Annotated in this window: 15 protein-coding genes; 9 read left to right on the top strand and 6 right to left on the bottom strand. The window is 70.8% G+C overall.

Translation table 11 applies throughout. From position 1 onward, the window contains the following. The first annotated feature begins 1 nt into the window (after position 1). Positions 2-244, top strand: a complete 243-nt coding sequence (locus AncyloWKF20_RS09265; protein WP_279317565.1) for a hypothetical protein — start codon at positions 2-4, stop codon at positions 242-244. A 43-nt stretch (positions 245-287) separates the two neighbouring features. Here the strand turns inward: AncyloWKF20_RS09265 and AncyloWKF20_RS09260 are convergent, their stop codons facing one another. The 4 genes from AncyloWKF20_RS09260 to AncyloWKF20_RS09245 all read right to left on the bottom strand — a co-directional run bounded on the left by AncyloWKF20_RS09260 (position 288) and on the right by AncyloWKF20_RS09245 (position 7,575). Continuing rightward, on the bottom strand, positions 288-2,360 hold the full coding sequence (locus AncyloWKF20_RS09260) for a hypothetical protein (protein ID WP_279317564.1): 2,073 nt from the start codon (positions 2,358-2,360) through the stop codon (positions 288-290). A 283-nt stretch (positions 2,361-2,643) separates the two neighbouring features. Next, positions 2,644-5,517, bottom strand: coding sequence for a DUF4159 domain-containing protein (locus AncyloWKF20_RS09255; RefSeq protein ID WP_279317921.1), 2,874 nt, complete (start codon positions 5,515-5,517; stop codon positions 2,644-2,646). 19 nt (positions 5,518-5,536) lie between these two features. Then, positions 5,537-6,490, bottom strand: coding sequence for a DUF58 domain-containing protein (locus AncyloWKF20_RS09250; RefSeq protein ID WP_279317563.1), 954 nt, complete (start codon positions 6,488-6,490; stop codon positions 5,537-5,539). A 74-nt stretch (positions 6,491-6,564) separates the two neighbouring features. Continuing rightward, positions 6,565-7,575, bottom strand: a complete 1,011-nt coding sequence (locus tag AncyloWKF20_RS09245; protein ID WP_279317562.1) for a MoxR family ATPase — start codon at positions 7,573-7,575, stop codon at positions 6,565-6,567. A gap of 260 nt (positions 7,576-7,835) precedes the next feature. On the opposite strand from AncyloWKF20_RS09245, the gene AncyloWKF20_RS09240 reads away from it, so the two are divergent. Genes AncyloWKF20_RS09240 through AncyloWKF20_RS09215 form a run of 6 tightly spaced genes read left to right on the top strand, consistent with a single transcriptional unit; the run spans position 7,836 to position 11,301 of the window. Continuing rightward, on the top strand, positions 7,836-8,492 hold the full coding sequence (locus AncyloWKF20_RS09240; RefSeq protein ID WP_279317561.1) for a DUF1285 domain-containing protein: 657 nt from the start codon (positions 7,836-7,838) through the stop codon (positions 8,490-8,492). Positions 8,493-8,521: 29 nt separating this feature from the next. Continuing rightward, a complete protein-coding gene (locus tag AncyloWKF20_RS09235) occupies positions 8,522-9,190 on the top strand; it encodes a CoA pyrophosphatase (protein WP_279317920.1) in 669 nt (222 codons plus the stop codon). Continuing rightward, positions 9,190-9,450: a DUF6111 family protein gene (locus AncyloWKF20_RS09230; RefSeq protein ID WP_279317560.1), complete on the top strand. Its 261-nt coding sequence runs from the start codon at positions 9,190-9,192 to the stop codon at positions 9,448-9,450. Before AncyloWKF20_RS09235 ends, AncyloWKF20_RS09230 begins: the two co-directional genes overlap by 1 nt. Then, a complete protein-coding gene (locus AncyloWKF20_RS09225; RefSeq protein WP_279317559.1) occupies positions 9,447-10,658 on the top strand; it encodes a CCA tRNA nucleotidyltransferase in 1,212 nt (403 codons plus the stop codon). The genes AncyloWKF20_RS09230 and AncyloWKF20_RS09225 overlap by 4 nt, the downstream gene beginning before the upstream one ends. Positions 10,659-10,718: 60 nt before the next feature. Continuing rightward, the gene (locus AncyloWKF20_RS09220) at positions 10,719-11,000 is read left to right on the top strand and encodes a type II toxin-antitoxin system RelE/ParE family toxin (RefSeq protein ID WP_279317558.1); all 282 of its coding nucleotides are present in this window, start codon (positions 10,719-10,721) and stop codon (positions 10,998-11,000) included. 10 nt (positions 11,001-11,010) lie between these two features. Further along, positions 11,011-11,301, top strand: a complete 291-nt coding sequence (locus AncyloWKF20_RS09215; RefSeq protein WP_279317557.1) for a HigA family addiction module antitoxin — start codon at positions 11,011-11,013, stop codon at positions 11,299-11,301. Between the two features lie 6 nt (positions 11,302-11,307). Here the strand turns inward: AncyloWKF20_RS09215 and AncyloWKF20_RS09210 are convergent, their stop codons facing one another. After that, entirely contained in the window at positions 11,308-13,170 is a 1,863-nt protein-coding gene (locus AncyloWKF20_RS09210) for an ABC transporter ATP-binding protein (protein ID WP_279317556.1), read from the bottom strand. Positions 13,171-13,301: 131 nt separating this feature from the next. On the opposite strand from AncyloWKF20_RS09210, the gene AncyloWKF20_RS09205 reads away from it, so the two are divergent. After that, positions 13,302-13,997 (top strand): VIT family protein, encoded by a 696-nt coding sequence (locus AncyloWKF20_RS09205; protein WP_279317555.1) that lies wholly within the window; start codon positions 13,302-13,304, stop codon positions 13,995-13,997. Positions 13,998-14,060: 63 nt separating this feature from the next. Next, positions 14,061-14,993, top strand: coding sequence for an oxygen-dependent coproporphyrinogen oxidase (gene hemF / locus AncyloWKF20_RS09200; protein ID WP_279317554.1), 933 nt, complete (start codon positions 14,061-14,063; stop codon positions 14,991-14,993). Positions 14,994-15,000: 7 nt separating this feature from the next. On the opposite strand, the gene AncyloWKF20_RS09195 is transcribed toward hemF, so the two are convergent. Next, a complete protein-coding gene (locus AncyloWKF20_RS09195) occupies positions 15,001-15,456 on the bottom strand; it encodes a tRNA (cytidine(34)-2'-O)-methyltransferase (protein ID WP_279317553.1) in 456 nt (151 codons plus the stop codon). Positions 15,457-15,506 lie beyond the last annotated feature (50 nt).

The raw sequence follows: 15,506 nt of genomic DNA, 5'->3' as shown, positions 1-15,506 counted from the left end.
GATGGACGAGGCGCGCAAGGCGGTGGCCGCCATGCATGTGGACGATCTGAAGACCATTCTCGGCCGCATGGCGCCGGGGATGCAGCTCACCGTCCCGGATGAGTGGCTGGAGCGCCGCATCGACGGTACCCGTGCCAGCCGCGCCGCGCTCATCAGCGACATCGCCCGGCAATATTGCTGCATCCTGCGCCCGAACATCGCGTCGCAGACCTTCGAGAAGCAGGAAGTGCCCTATACGGGCTGAGGCGGGGCAACGCCCCGCCTGCCGGCAGCAGGCCAACTAGAAGCTAGCGGCCCTCGCGCGCCCAGGCGGCGGCGACGCCGGCGAGCAGGATCAGCAGGCCCGACAGGCCGGCGAAGAGCGGGAAAAGGCCGAGCCCGCGCACCACCGACACGTCGCGCATCTGCAGGCCCATCCAGTCCTCCCCGGCGAAGCGTTCGCCCGAGCGCACGGCGACGACGCGCGGCACGCCGCCGGCGAGATCCGCCATGCGCCAGATGCCGCCGCCCGTCGCCTGAATCGTCGGACGCAGCGTCTCGGTGGTTGAGGTGACCTCGGCGAATTCGCGCGGGTTGAGCGGGCCGACATTGACCAGCGCGGTGTGCGTGCCGTCGCTCGCCCGCCAGAGACCCAACGTGTCGGCCGGGAAGGTGGCGCGGAACAGGCCGGGCTCGGCGCTGGCGAGCGTCAGGCTGCGCGTCGCGCCGGTCGGCGTGGTGATGGTCACCGGCGGGGCGGCATCGCCCATGGTCTGGCGCTCGACGACGATGTCGCCGCCGCGCGCGACCATGCGCAGGCGCTCCTCTTCGAGGTCCGGCTCCTTCATCAGCCAGTGCGAGAGGCGGCGCAGCAGGTCGATATAGGGCCCGCCGCCCTCGAAGCCGCGTGCCCACAGCCAGAAATGGTCGGAGAGCAGCAGCGCCACGCGGCCCTCGCCGACGCGATCGAGCAGCACGACCGGCTTGCCGTCCGGCCCGTCCATCACGCTGGTGCCGCGCGCGCCCTGGGTGTCGATGACGCGGAAAAAGCGCGCCCAGGCCGGCGGGTCGCTCTGCGAGCCCGGCAAGGCGCGGGTGACGGGGTGGCGCTGGCCGGCCTCGGTGAGCTTAGGGCGATAGGGCGTCTCGCTCATCTGGCCGGTCGGGGCGGCCGGCAGGATGGCTTCCAGCGGCGTGTTGTAGACCGAGCCGTCGGAGACATAGTCGGTGCCGGCGGCGACCAGCAGCGCGCCGCCTTCCTCCACATAGCGCACGATGTTGTCGAAATAGATCATCGGCAGCACGCCCTGCTGGGCGTAGCGGTCGAAGATGATCAGATCGAAATCCTTGATCTTCTGCTGGAATAGCTCGCGCGTCGGGAAGGCGATGAGCGACAGCTCGTTGATCGGCGTGCCGTCCTGCTTCTCCGGCGGGCGCAGGATGGTGAAGTGCACGAGGTCCACATTGGCGTCAGACTTCAGCAGGTTGCGCCAGGTGCGCTCGCCGACATGCGGCTCGCCGGAGACCAGCAGCACGCGCAGCTTGTCACGCACGCCGTCGATGGAGACGGCCGCGCGGTTGTTCACCGGGGTCAGTTCGCCCTCCAGCGCGGCGGCCTCGATCTCGACGATGTTGGCCCCCGCATGGGTGATCTCGACATCGACCTCGGCCGGTTGGCCGGCGGTGACGATGGGACGCGCCACCACTTCGCCGTCGCGCCGCACGGTGACGGCGACGCGCGCCCCGGCCGGGGCGCCCTCATCCTCGACCCGGTAGCCGATGGTCTGGGGCTGGCCGACAATGCCGAAGCGCGGCGTCGAGGTCAGCGCCACGCGCCGGTCGCGCTCGCCCGCCTTGCCGGAAATGATGGCGTGGACGGGCGCGCGGAAGCCGAGCGCGGCGATGGTGGCGGGGATGTCGTGCACCCGCCCATCGGTGAGGAAGATGGCGCCGGCCACCCGCTCGGGCGGAACATCGGCGAGGCCGGCGGAGAGGGCGGTGAACAGGCGCGTGCCGTCCACCTCGCCGGCACCGCCACCGGCGTCGATGAAGCGCACCTCGGCGCCCTGTTCCTTCAGTCGGGCGAGGCGGGTTTCAAGCTCGGCGCGGGCGGCGTCGGTCATCTGCGTGCGGTCGCCGAAATCCTGGCTGGCGCTGCGGTCCACCACCACGGCGACGACCGTGGAGAGCGGCTCGCGCTCCTCCCGCGTCAGCGAGGGATTGGCGAGCGCGAGCACCGCGAGGGCGATGGCGAGCGCGCGCAGCAGCGAACCACGGGTGCGCGAGACGATGACCAGCAGCGCGACCAGCGCGGCGATAACGGCGGCGCCGATGAGCCAGGGCAACGGGATCAGCGGATCGAAGGCGAGGCCGAAATTCATGCGGCGGCTCCTTCGTCAGCGGCCGGGATCGTCATCCCGGACGGCCAATGGCCGAGCCGGGATCGTGAGCCGGATGGGATGCGATCCCGGATCGTCGGCGTCGCCGCCGGCCGGGATGACGGTGGGGCGACCCGTCCCGCCAGAGGGGCCGTCATGGCCGGGCTTGGCCCGGCCATCCACGCCTTCTGGCGGGCGGGGCCGTGCCGGTTGGTGGCCACGTCGTGGATGCCCGGCCCAAGGCCGGGCATGACGGCGCTCATGTCCGCGTCTGTGCGCAACATCCTCACTGCCCCAACCTTTCGAGCAGCGCGGGCACGTGCACCTGGTCGGCCTTGTAGTTGCCGGTGAGCACATACATCACGAGATTGGCGCCGGCGCGGTAGGCGAGTTCGCGTTGGCGCGGGCTGGTGCCGGACATGGGCAGCAGCGGGCGCCCGTCCTCGCCCACCGCCCAGGCGCCGGCGAGGTCGTTGGAGGTGATGACCACCGGCGAGACGCCGTCGCCGGCGCGGGCCGGGCGTTCCTCATCGTCCGGCGTCGCCGGCAGCGCCTCGACCCAGGTCTGCCCGCCGGTGAAGCGGCCGGGGAAATCGCGCAGCAGGTAGAACGCCTTGGTCAGCACATGGTCGCGCGGCACCGGCTCCAGCTCGGGAATGTCGAGCCCGGACAGGATAGCGCGCAGCGTCTCATTGGCCGGTGTGCCCGCGCCATTGGCGCCGGGAATGGTGGTCTCGGCGTCGCGCGTATCGAAGATGATGGTGCCGCCCTGCTTCATGAAGGCGTCGATGCGCGACAGCGTCTGCGGCGTCGGGCGCGGCGCGCCGGGGATGATCGGCCAGTAGATCAGCGGGAAGAAGGACAGCTCGTCGCGCGAGAGATCGACGCCCATCGGGTCGCCGGCTTCGAGCGCCGTGCGGTCGCCGAGGAAGTCGGTCAGGCCCTTGAGCCCGGCGCGGCTGACCTCGTCGGTGGTGGCGTCGCCGGTGATGACATAGGCGAGGCGCGTCGCATTGGTCGCCTTCACCGCGAAGTCGATCTCGGCCGGGGTCATCGGCGTGTCCGCCCGCTTGGCAGCGGGGGCGGGGGCCGCTTGGGCCGGAGCGGCCGTCTGGGCGCGGAGATCGCTAACCGGCGCGGCGGCGAGCAAAGCGGCAAGCGCCAGCACGGCGCTGGTGGCGGCGCGGCGCGTGGTGAGGCGCGACAGGCCGCCGGCCAGCAGGAAGACGATCATGGCATCAATCAGCAGGAGGGCGAGGAGGGCGAGCAGCAGCGGCGCGCGCAGATCGCGCGGGGTGGCGTCGCGATAGGGTTCGAGCCGGCCGAGGCTGGTCAGATCCAGCGCCACCAGCCGGTCGCGCGGCAAAAGGGCGTTGACCGCGACCAGCCCCTCGGGCGGGCCGTAGAAGCCAGGCGGATGGTCGGCGCTGGCGCGGCCGTTGAAGCCGAGCGGGATCGCCTTGGCGGTGGGCGTCACCGGCCGGAAGGCGCCGAAGCCGTCGAGAATGCGGCTCGGCGGCACGGTCTCGCCGGCCAGCACAGTGCCGGTGCTGCCATCGGCGGCGACTTCCGCCGCGCTCGACCCGCCCAGCGCCACGACGCGGCGGAGCATGTCGACGAAGGCGCCGGAGAGCGGCAGGTTCGACCAGGAGGTGTCGGCGGTGACATGGAACAGCACCAGCGTGCCGGCCCCGCGTCGCTCGCCGGTGACCAGCGGCGTGCCATCGGTCAGCGTCGCCCAGGTGCGCGAGCCGAGCAGCCCGTCCGGTTCGGCGAGAACCTGGCGTTGCACGCTCACATCATTGGGTACGGTGACATCGCGGAACGGGCTCTCGGGCGTGAAGCTGCCCAGCGCCTGCGGCTGCTCCCAGGAGAGCGAGCCGCCGAGCACGCGCCCGCCGCGGCGCAGCGTGACCGGCACGAGATCGTCCGAGCCATTGGCGAGGCGCGGGCCGGCGAAGCGGATGAGCACGCCGCCACCCTCGATCCAGCGGGCGAGGCGGGCATGGGTCTCGGGCGGCAGGTTGCCGATGTCGGAGAGGATGATGACCGGCAGCTTGTCGTTGATGAAGCGGTCCACCGCCTCGGCGCTGCCGGCGCCCTCGGCGGTGCGCACATCGGCGAAGGGCGCGAGCGCGCGGGTGAGGTAGTAGGACGAGGCGAGCAGGGGCTGGCGCTGGTCCGCCGCCGTGCCGGAGACGAGGCCGACCGTGCGGCGGCGCCAGCGCTTGTCGAGCAGCTGCACCGCGCCGGCGGAGGCTTCATCCGCAATGTCGAGCCGGGCGACGTCGTTGCGGATCTCCACCGGCAGGTCGAAGCGCGCCTCGGTCTCGCGGGCGCCGGGCTCGAAGGCGAAGCGGGCTTCGCCGAGCGCCAGGCCGCGCATATCGAAGGCCCGCACCGTGCCGGCGCGCGCCACGGTCTCGCGGTCGGCGCGGATGACCTTCACGGTGAGCGCGTCGATGGCGTTGTCCGCGGCAACCAGCGCCAGCGGCTCGCGCACGCCGTCGGCCAGCGTGGTGAGCGGGCGATCGCCCACGGCGGCGGCGATGTCGGCGGGCACGCCCGCGGTGCCCTCCAGCCCGACGCCATCCGAGAGATAGATCACCGAGGCCTGCGGCGCGCCGGCGATGGCCTTGCGCAGGCTGGCGAGCGCCGGCGCCCGGTCCGGCACGAAGGCGACAGGGGCGAGCGAGCGCAGCCGCTCTCTCGCCTCGCGCGGCGACATCACGCGCGGCTCCAGCGGCGGTTCGCCGGTGGGAATAAGAATGACGCCGCGCCCTTCAAGGTCGGCATCGGCGACAACGCCCTCGGCGCTGGCGCGGCGCGCGGTCCAGCCGGCGGCGGCGGGCCAGCCGGAATCGATCAGCAGCACCACGGGACCGCTGGAGGCGGGGCCGGCGACCGGGGGATTCCACACCGGCCCGGCGGCGGCGATGATGATGACGGCGGCGAGCAGGAGGCGCAGCGCGGTGAGCCACCAGGGCGTGCGCGCCGGGGTCTCTTCCTTCGGCGGAATGTCCAGCAGCAGCCGCATCGGGGCGAAGGCGATGCGGCGCGGGCGCGGCGGCACAAGGCGCAGCAGGAACCACAGCAGCGGCAGGCCGATGAGCGCCGAGAGCAGCAGCGGGGTGGTAAAGGCGAGGGGAAGACCGAACAGGCCGCTCATCGCGCGCTCCTCATGCCGGGCTTCCGGTTGTCGCGACCGCCGGATCGGCCGGCTGGCCCTCCGGGTGGGCGGTGACGCCGAAGCTGCCGCCGCTCATCCGGGCATGGAGCGCGAGCAGGAGCTCGCTCGCCGGGCGGTCGGTGCGGTGGACGAGGAAGCTCCAGGTGCGGCGCTCGGCCTCGCGGCGGATGATGGCGCGGTGGGTGGCGACGCGGGCGACATAATCCTCGCGCACCGTCTCGGCCCGGCCGATGGTGAGCACGGCGCCGCTTTCCGGCTCGCGGAACTCGACGCGGCCGGAGAAGGGGAAGGTCTCCTCCGCCGGATCGCAGATCTGCACGACATGGCCATGCGCCCCGGAGGCGGAGACGCCGGCGAGGCTTTCCACCACCTCGGCGGTCGGGCTCCAGAGGTCGCCGAGCAGCACCACTTCCGCCAGCGGCGAGGGCGCGAAGGCCGGCGGCAGGCTCTGCGGCAGGCTGGGGGCGTGGACGAGGGATTCGGCCATCTTCTCCACGATGTTGCGGGCGGCGGAGGGACGCATGACGCCGGGAATGCCGACGCGCTCGCCCCCGCGCACCAGAAGCTCGGCCAGCGCGAAAGCGAGGATCAGCGCGCGGTCGCGCTTGGTCTCCCACACCAGCGGGGAGGCGAAGACCATCGAGGTGGAGAGGTCCGGCCAGATCCACACGGTGTGGGCGGCTTCCCATTCGCGCTCGCGGACATACAGATGGTCGTCGCGTGCCGAGCGGCGCCAGTCGACGCGGGCGGAGGGCTCGCCATCCATGAAGCGGCGGTACTGCCAGAAATTCTCGCCGGTGCCGGCGCGCCGGCGCCCATGCAGCCCATGATAGACGCTGGCGGCGATCTTGCGCGCCTCCAGCACGAGGCGCGGCATGGCCGCGACCAGACCGGCCGCATCCTGCGCGGCGCTTCTCACGGCGGTGTCGGCGTCGAACTCCACGCGCTCAACTCTCCTTCGCCCGGCTCAACAAGCCGGCAAGTCGGCGGGACGGAGGTCCGCCCCGCAATCACGCCTTACCCGATGCGGCGGGTCAGCTTGGCGATGAGGCCCGGCACGGTCTCGCCATCCGCCCGCGCGGCGAAGGTGAGCGCCATGCGGTGCTTCAGGATCGGTTCGGCCAGCGCCACCACATCGTCGATGGAGGGCGCGTAACGCCCGTCCAGCAGCGCGCGGGCGCGCACCGCCAGCATGAGCGACTGCGAGGCGCGCGGGCCGGGGCCCCAGGCGATGAACTTGCCGAGGTCGCCGGCATCGGGGCCCGGACGGGCCGAGCGCACCAGGGTGAGGATCGCCTCCACCACCGATTCCCCCACGGGCAGGCGTCGCACCAGGCGCTGGGCGGCGGCGAGGTCGTCGGCCGTCATCACCGCCTTGGGCTTGGTCTCCTCAGCGCTGGTGGTGTCGAACAGGATCTTCCGCTCGGCGTCGCGGTCGGGATAGTCGACGTCGACCTGCATGAGGAAGCGGTCGAGCTGGGCTTCGGGCAGCGGGTAGGTGCCTTCCTGCTCCAGCGGGTTCTGCGTCGCCAGCACGTGGAAGGGCTTGGGCAGATCATGCCGCGCACCGGCGACCGTGACATGGCCTTCCTGCATGGATTGCAGCAGCGCCGACTGGGTGCGCGGCGAGGCACGGTTGATTTCGTCCGCCATCAAGAGCTGCGCGAAGACCGGGCCGGGGATGAAGCGGAAGGAGCGCCGCCCGCCGGCGCTTTCCTCCAGCACCTCGGCGCCGAGAATGTCGGAGGGCATCAGGTCCGGGGTGAACTGCACGCGCCGTGCATCGAGGCCGAGCACCACGCCGAGCGTTTCCACCAGCTTGGTCTTGGCGAGGCCGGGGACGCCGACCAGCAGGCCATGGCCGCCGGAGAGGATGGTGATGAGCGTGCGCTCGACCACCGCCTCCTGGCCGAAGATGACCGCGCCGATGCCGGCCCGTGCGGCGCGCACATTCGCCGCCGTGCTCTCGGCCGAGCGGATGATCATCTCGTCGAGGGATTCGAAATTCTCGCCGGTGGCGGATGTCATGCCGTGCTCCTTCAAATCCCGGAGCCAGAGCGTGCGCCCCGGCCCCTTCTCGACCCTACTGCCCGCCGCCGGCTCATGGTGCACCGCAACAAGACCCGATGCAATGCGCCCGGCCGGAGGCCGCGCGGGCCGGGCGCGGGGAACGCGGCCGGCCGTTGCGGACTTTCGCTTAGGTCAGCTTACGCTATCTTGCGACCGCGTCGACTATCGGGCGGGGGATCACGAAGCCGCGATTACCCCTGTGTGACAGAGATTTTTAAGTGAATTCAGAAGCTTCCGGGCGACTTGACGAATTGGTGCGCGCGGTGGGGACAAGCCCCGGACGCCCGCTGCCGCCGATTGAGCGCTGGAATCCGCCCGATTGTGGCGACATCGACATCGTGATCGACCGCGAGGGCGTGTGGCACCATGAGGGCCGGCCGATCCGCCGCGAGACGCTGGTGAAGCTGTTCGCCTCCGTTCTCACCCGCGAGGGCGCGCGCCATGTGCTGGTGACACCGGCCGAGAAACTGGGCATCCGCGTGGAGGACGCGCCGTTCCTCGCCGTCGACATGGCGGTGGAGGAGGCGGCGGTGGAGCCGGCGGGGGCGGGGGCGGGGGCGGGGCCGGTGCTGGTGTTCCGCACCAATCTCGACGATTTCGTGCGCTGCGATCGCGAGCATCCGCTGCGTTTCGACGCACAGGCGCGCGGCGAGGGCGGCGCGGAGGCGATCCGGCCCTATATCCATGTGCGGCGGGGCCTGTGGGCCCGGCTCACCCGCGCGGTCTTCCTCGACCTCGCCGAACGGGTGGAGGAGCGCGAGGTCGAGACGGGGGATGGCGCGCGACGCGCCGTCTATGGAGTCGCCTCGGGAGCCGAGTTCTTCGTGCTCGCCCCGGTGGATGACGCTACAGCCGACGGTGACGCGACGCGATGAACGCCCTGACCGACCGCATGACCGAGGCGATGAACGATGCCTTGCCTAGCGCGCTGCGCGAACTGCCGCCGGCTGCGCCGCTCGGGCTGGAGCATTTCCGTGCCCGCGCCCGGCAGCGCCTCGCGGTGGCGCCGGACCTCGCCGGTGATCCCGTCCGCGGCGACCATGAGCTGACACCGCAGTATCGCGGCCTCGTCGAAACGCTGCCGCTGCGCGGGGCGGCGGTGCTGATCCCGGTCGTCGCGCGCGAACAGCCGACGGTGCTGCTGACGCTGCGCTCCGCCAATCTGCCGAACCATCCCGGCCAGATCGCCTTTCCCGGCGGCAAGATCGACCCGCAGGATGACGGCCCGCTCGGCGCCGCGCTGCGTGAGGCGGAGGAGGAGGTGGGGCTGGCGCGTGGGCTTGTCGAACCGCTCGGCTATCTCGACCCGTACCTCACCCGCACCGGCTTCCGCATCGTGCCGGTGGTCGGCATCGTCCAGCCGGATTTCGGGCTGACGCTCAATCCCGGAGAGGTGGACGAGGCGTTCGAGGTGCCGCTCCATTTTCTGATGAACGCCGACAATCACATTCAGGAGACGCGCGAATCGCAGGGGCTGATGCGCACCTTTCACGCCATGATCTATGAGCGGCGGCGCATCTGGGGTGTCACCGCCGGCATACTGCGCAGCCTCTATGAGAGGGTGTATCTCTGATGGCGCGCATCATCGGTCAGGTTCTGCTCTTCCTTTTGCCCTTCCTCGCCTTCGCGCTCTATCTGCGCTACGGCCGGCGGGTGGACAGCATCTTCGCCGGCTGGTCGGTGCGGGCGCTGCTGGTGTGCTCAGGCATCGGTATCGTGCTGCTGGCCGGCAGCCTCTATCTGTTCGAGAGCGCCCAACGTGGGCCGACCACCGGGCGCTATGTGCCGCCGACCTGGCAGGATGGCGTGCTGATCCCCGGCCATATCGAATGAACCCGCTCACCCAGCACCGGCCGGGCCTTGCCCGCGTGCTCGACGCGCTGAACGGGGAGGGCGAGGAAGCCCGCATCGTCGGCGGCGCGGTGCGCGACTGGCTGATCGGGCGCGGCGCGCGCTCGGATGTCGACATCGCCACCACGGCGCTCCCCGACGAGGTGACGCGCCGCGCCCTTGCCGCCGGGCTGAAGCCGGTGCCGACCGGTATCGAGCATGGCACCATCACCATCGTCGCCGAGGGCGAGCCCTATGAGGTGACGACGCTGCGCGAGGATGTGGAGACCGACGGGCGCCGCGCCCGCGTCGTCTTCGGCCGCGACTGGGCGCATGACGCGGCGCGGCGCGACTTCACCATGAACGCGCTCTACCTCACGCGCGAGGGCGCGCTGATCGACCACGTCGGCGGCGAGGCGGATGCCCGCGCGGGCCGCGTGCGCTTCATCGGCGAGGCCGACCGGCGCATCCGCGAGGATTATCTGCGCATCCTGCGCCTGTTCCGCTTCCATGCCGCCTTCGGCCACGGCCCGGTCGATCCCGAGGCGCTGGCGGCGGCGATGCGCAACCGTGGGGGGCTCGATCAGCTGTCGCGCGAGCGGGTGCGCACGGAACTGCTCAAGCTGCTGGTTGCCCCCGGCGCGGCGCCGACACTCACGGCGATGGACGGCGCGGGGCTTCTGGCGCCGGTGCTCGGCCGGGCGGGGGATGTCGCGGTGTTCACCCGGCTTGCCGCTATTGAGGCGGCGCTGGGACTGGCTCCCGACGCCATCCGCCGGCTCGGCGCGCTGGCGGTGCGCGAGGAGGCGGGTGCGCGCGCGCTGCGCGAGGGGCTGCGACTCTCCAATGGCGAGGCGGCGCGGCTCGAAGCGCTCGCCGGCCCCGCGCCCGCCCCGGCCATGTGCGCGAAGGGGCAGAAGGCCTTCATCTACCGCATGGGCCGGGCGACCTATACCGACCGCGCCCTCATCGCCTTCGCCCGCTCGGGTGCGCCGCTGGAGGATGAAGGCTGGCGCGAGCTGCTGGCGCTGGCGGCCAGTTGGGACATTCCCGTCTTCCCGCTCAAGGCCGCCGATTTCCTCGCGCGCGGCCTGAAGCCCGGCCCGGCGCTCGGCGCCGCGCTCAAGCAAGCGGAAGAGGCGTGGATCGAGGCCGGCTTCCCGATCGACCGCGCGGTGCTGGACGGGATCGTGCGCGAGGCGGTGGGGTAGGGCGTTGCTAACGTATCGTTATATGATACGTTAACCTGTCCGCGTCTGCGGGGAGGGGTAATGATCCTCAACTTCCGGGACAAACGTACCGCCGCGGTCTGGGCCGGCCAGGTCGGCAAGGGCTTCCCGGCCGATCTAGTGCGCGGCGCGCAGCGCAAGCTGGCGATGATTCACGCTGCGGTGACGCTCGACGCTTTGCGGGCGCCCCCGGCCAATCGGCTTGAGGTTCTGAAGGGTGATCGTGCCGGCCAGCACTCCATCCGCATCAATGATCAGTTCCGCATCTGCTTCATCTGGCGCGACGGCCATGCCGCCGACGTCGAGATCACCGACTATCACTGAGGAGCGCGCCATGATCGGCCCGAACCCGCCTATTCATCCCGGCGAGGTCCTGCGCGAGGAGTTTCTCGCGCCGATGGGTCTCAAGCCTTACGGCCTTGCCAAGGCACTGCACGTGCCGCGCACGCGAATCGAGCGGCTGGCGCGCGAGGAGGCGCCGGTCACGGCCGACACCGCGCTCCGGCTCGGCCGCTATTTCGGCACCGGGCCGGAATTCTGGATGAATCTTCAGTCCGCCTATGATCTCGCAATCACGGTGGCGGCGGCGCCGGACATTGCGGCGATCACACCGCGCGCCGCCTGACTTCGTCTACTCCGCTGCCGCTTCCAGCTCGTCCGCGTGGAGGAATCCGCCGGACTGGCGCTGCCAGAGGCGGGCGTAGAGGCCGCCCTGCGCCACCAGCTCGGCATGGGTGCCGGTCTCGACGATCCGGCCGTGCTCCATCACCACCAGCCGGTCCATGCGGGCGATGGTGGAGAGGCGGTGAGCGATGGCGATCACCGTCTTGCCGGCCATCAGCTCGTCGAGGTTCGACTGGATCGCCGCCTCGACCTCCGAATCAAGCGCCGAGGTCGCCTCGTCCAGCACCAGGATCGGCGCGTCCTTCAGCAGCACGCGGGCGATGGCGATGCGCTGGCGCTGGCCGCCGGAGAGCTTCACGCCCCGCTCGCCGACATGGGCGTCCAGCCCGACGCGGCCCTGCGGGTCGGTCAGCGTGTCGATGAAGCCGTCGGCATGGGCGCGGCGCGCCGCTTCCCAGATCGAGGCCTCGTCGGCGTCCGGCCGGCCATAGCGGATATTGTCCCGCACGGAGCGGTGCATCAGCGAAGTGTCCTGCGTCACCACGCCGATGCGCGCGCGGAGCGTCTCCTGCGAGACGGCGGCGACATCCTGCCCGTCGATCAGCACCCGGCCGTGCTCGGTGTCGTAGAAGCGCAGCAGCAGGCTCATCAGCGTCGACTTGCCGGCGCCCGAGGGGCCGACGAGGCCGACACGCTCGCCCGGGCGAATCGTCAGGCTGAGATGGTCGATGACGCCGGAGCCCTTGCCATAGTGGAAGCTCACGTCCTCGAAGCGGATCTCGCCGGCCGGCACCTTGAGGGCGGGCGCCTGCACGCGGTCGATCACGGTGTGCGGGCGGGCGATGGTGAGGATCGCCTCCTGCACCGTGCCGACATTCTCGAACACGCCGGTGACCACCCACATGATCCAGCCGGACATGTTGGTGATGCGGATGGCAAGGCCGGTGGAGAGAGCGATGGCGCCGAGATTGATCGCCTCGATCGACCACAGCCAGATGCCGAGCCCGCCAATGGCGCCGAGCATGCAACTGTTGAGTACGCTCACCGTCAGCGCCATGCGGGTAATCTGGCGCTGCTGCGCCTTGAACGCGGTGTTGTGCCGGTCGAGCGCGTCGCGGACATAGCTGTCCTCGCGGTCGCCATGGGCGAACAGCTTCACCGTCATCATGTTGGTGTAGCTGTCGACGATGCGGCCGGAGAGCAGCGAGTTCGCCTCGGAGGTGCTCTTGGAGAGGTGGCGCACCTTCGGCACGAAGCGCGACAAGGCGAGCACATAGAGCCCGATCCACGCCACCATCGGCACGGCGAGGCGCCAATCGGCCTCGGCGAACAGGATGACGGCGCTGATGGCGTAGACGCTCACATACCAGAGCGCGTCGATCACCTCGACGACGGAGCCGCGCAGGGCCGGGCCTGCCTGAAGCACGCGCTGGGCGATGCGGCCGGCGAAATCGCTCTGGAAATAGCCGAGCGACTGGCGCACCACCCAGCGATAGGACTGCCAGCGGATGAGGCTGCCGACATTGGCGGTGATGGTCTGGCGCACCAGCAGGTCGTGCAGTGCGTTGCAAAGTGGGCGCGCGATGACCACGACGAAGGCCATCCACAAGAGCAGCCCGCCCTGATCGGCGAACAGCGTGGCCGGGCTCGAATGCTGGAGCAGGTCGACGATCTGGCCGATGTAGCGGAACAGCGAGACCTCGACGATGGCGACGAGGAAGGCCGCGCCGAGCGCGGCGATGAACACCCAGCCGGTCTGCCGCACGAAGTGCCAGTAGAACGCCAGAAGGCTTTCCGGCGGCCGGGTGATGGCCGCCGGGCGGAAGGGGTCGATGATCGATTCGAACCAGGCAAAAATGCGCGCAAACATGGGCCGCCTTCTGCGCCCGTCATGCGGCGCCAGTGTGTCGGCTACGCGGACGCGGCAACGGTGGATGAGGCGCACACGCGCCTGACACGAAAGGTCTATACTCCGTCACCGTCCGACTGGGGGATATGCCGATGCAGCCACGCCATCCCGAACATCATCTGCTCAGCCGCGCCGGCTGGCTGCGCGCCGCCGTGCTCGGCGCCAATGACGGCATCCTGTCCACGGCCAGCCTCATCGTCGGCGTGGCGGCGGCGGATGCCGACCGTAGCGCGGTGCTGATCGCCGGCATTGCCGGTATGGTGGCTGGCGCCATGTCGATGGCGGCGGGCGAATATGTCTCGGTGTCCTCGCAGTCCGACACGGAAGAGGCGGAGCTGACGCGCGAGCGGGCCGAGCTCGCCGCCGACCCCGAGGGCGAGACGCAGGAACTGGCGGAAATCTACGTGAAGCGCGGCCTCGATCCGGCGCTCGCCGCCGAGGTGGCGCGGCAGTTCATGGCCGCCGACGCGCTGGAAGCCCATGCCCGCGACGAACTCGGCATGAACGAGATCACCGCCGCCCGCCCGGTGCAGGCGGCGTTTTCCTCGGCGGCGAGCTTCGCCGTCGGCGCGGCGCTGCCGCTCGCCACCGTGCTCATTGCCCCGCCGGCGTCGCTGCCGGTCACGGTGTCGGTGGCGGCGCTGCTGTTCCTCGCTTTGCTCGGCGTCGCCGGGGCCAAGGCCGGCGGGTCGGACCCGATGAAGGGCGCCATCCGCGTCACCTTCTGGGGCGCGCTGGCCATGGGGCTGACCTATGCCATCGGCACGCTGTCCGGGCAGGTTCTGTAAGCCTGCCCTTCCGGGCGGCGGCGCGGGGCGCTAGAAGCGGAGGCGCCGAGAGGGAGCCAGCCCATGTCCGCCCCGAATTCCCGAGATGAAGCCCGCAACGCCACGGGCACGCCGATCGACCCGGCCCGGATCGCGGCCGATAAGGAGGCCGCGCGCGGCTGGTTCGAGGAACTGCGCGACCGCATCTGCGCCGCTTTCGAGAAGCTGGAGGACGACGCGCCGGCCGATCTTTATCCCGGCGCGGCCGGGCGCTTCACACGCACTCCGTGGAACCGCACCGACCATAATGGTGCGCCGGGCGGCGGCGGCGTCATGTCGATGATGCATGGCCGGCTGTTCGAGAAGGTGGGCGTCCACTGCTCCACCGTGTTCGGCGAGTTCGCCCCGGAATTCCGCAAGCAGATCCCCGGCGCGGAAGAAAACCCGGCTTTCCACGCCACCGGCATCTCGCTCATCGCCCATATGCACAACCCGCATGTGCCGGCGGTGCATATGAACACGCGCTTCGTCGTCACCTCCAAGGCGTGGTTCGGCGGCGGGGCGGACCTGACCCCGGTGCTCAATGCGCGCCGCACGCAGGACGACCCCGACACGATCGCCTTCCATGCGGCGATGCGTGGCGCCTGCGAGGGGCGCCATGTCGACTATGGCCGCTACAAGGAATGGTGCGACGAGTATTTCTATCTGCCGCACCGCAAGGAGCCGCGCGGCATTGGCGGCATCTTCTATGACTGGCTGGATTCGGGTGACCGGGAAGCGGATTTCCACTTCACCCGCGCCGTCGGCCTCGCCTTCCTCGACGTCTACCCGGCGCTGGTGCGGGCCAACTTCGCCAAACCGTGGAACGACGCCGAGCGCGAGGAGCAGCTCATCCGGCGCGGGCGCTATGTGGAGTTCAACCTGCTCTATGACCGCGGCACGATCTTCGGCCTGAAGACCGGCGGCAATATCGATTCGATCCTCTCCTCCATGCCGCCGGTGGTGAAGTGGCCGTGACGCCTCCCTAGCGGCCCACCTGCCGCAACGCCTCGCCGAGAATCATCGCGCCGGCCAGCGCCACGTTGATTGAGCGCGCGTCCGCGACCAGCGGGATGACGATTCGCGCATCCGCGCCCTCATGCACCGCTTCCGGCACGCCCGCGCTCTCGCGCCCGAGCAGCAGCACGTCGTCCCCGGCAAAGGCGAAGGCCGTGTAGGGCAGGGCGCCGCGCGTCGTCGCCAGCACGAGGCGCCGCCCCTCGTCCCGGCGCCACGCCTCGAAGGCGGCAAAGCTCGCATGGCGCCGGATCGCCGCGCGGTCGAGATAGTCCATGCCCGCCCGGCGAAAGCCCGCATCCCCCACTGGAAAGCCCGCCGGCTCGATGATGTGCAGCGGCAGGCCGAGGCAGGCGCAGAGCCGCGCCAGCGTGCCGGCGTTCTGGGCGATGTCGGGCTCGTAGAGAGCGAGGGTGAGCGGCATGAACGACCTTTGGACGGTGGCGGGCGGCCATCCGGCACGCGGGACCGCGT

Source organism: Ancylobacter sp. WKF20, assembly GCF_029760895.1.
Lineage (GTDB): Bacteria > Pseudomonadota > Alphaproteobacteria > Rhizobiales > Xanthobacteraceae > Ancylobacter.
The sequence above is the reverse complement of the archived record's forward strand: the minus strand, read 5'-3'. Positions and strand labels throughout refer to the sequence as shown.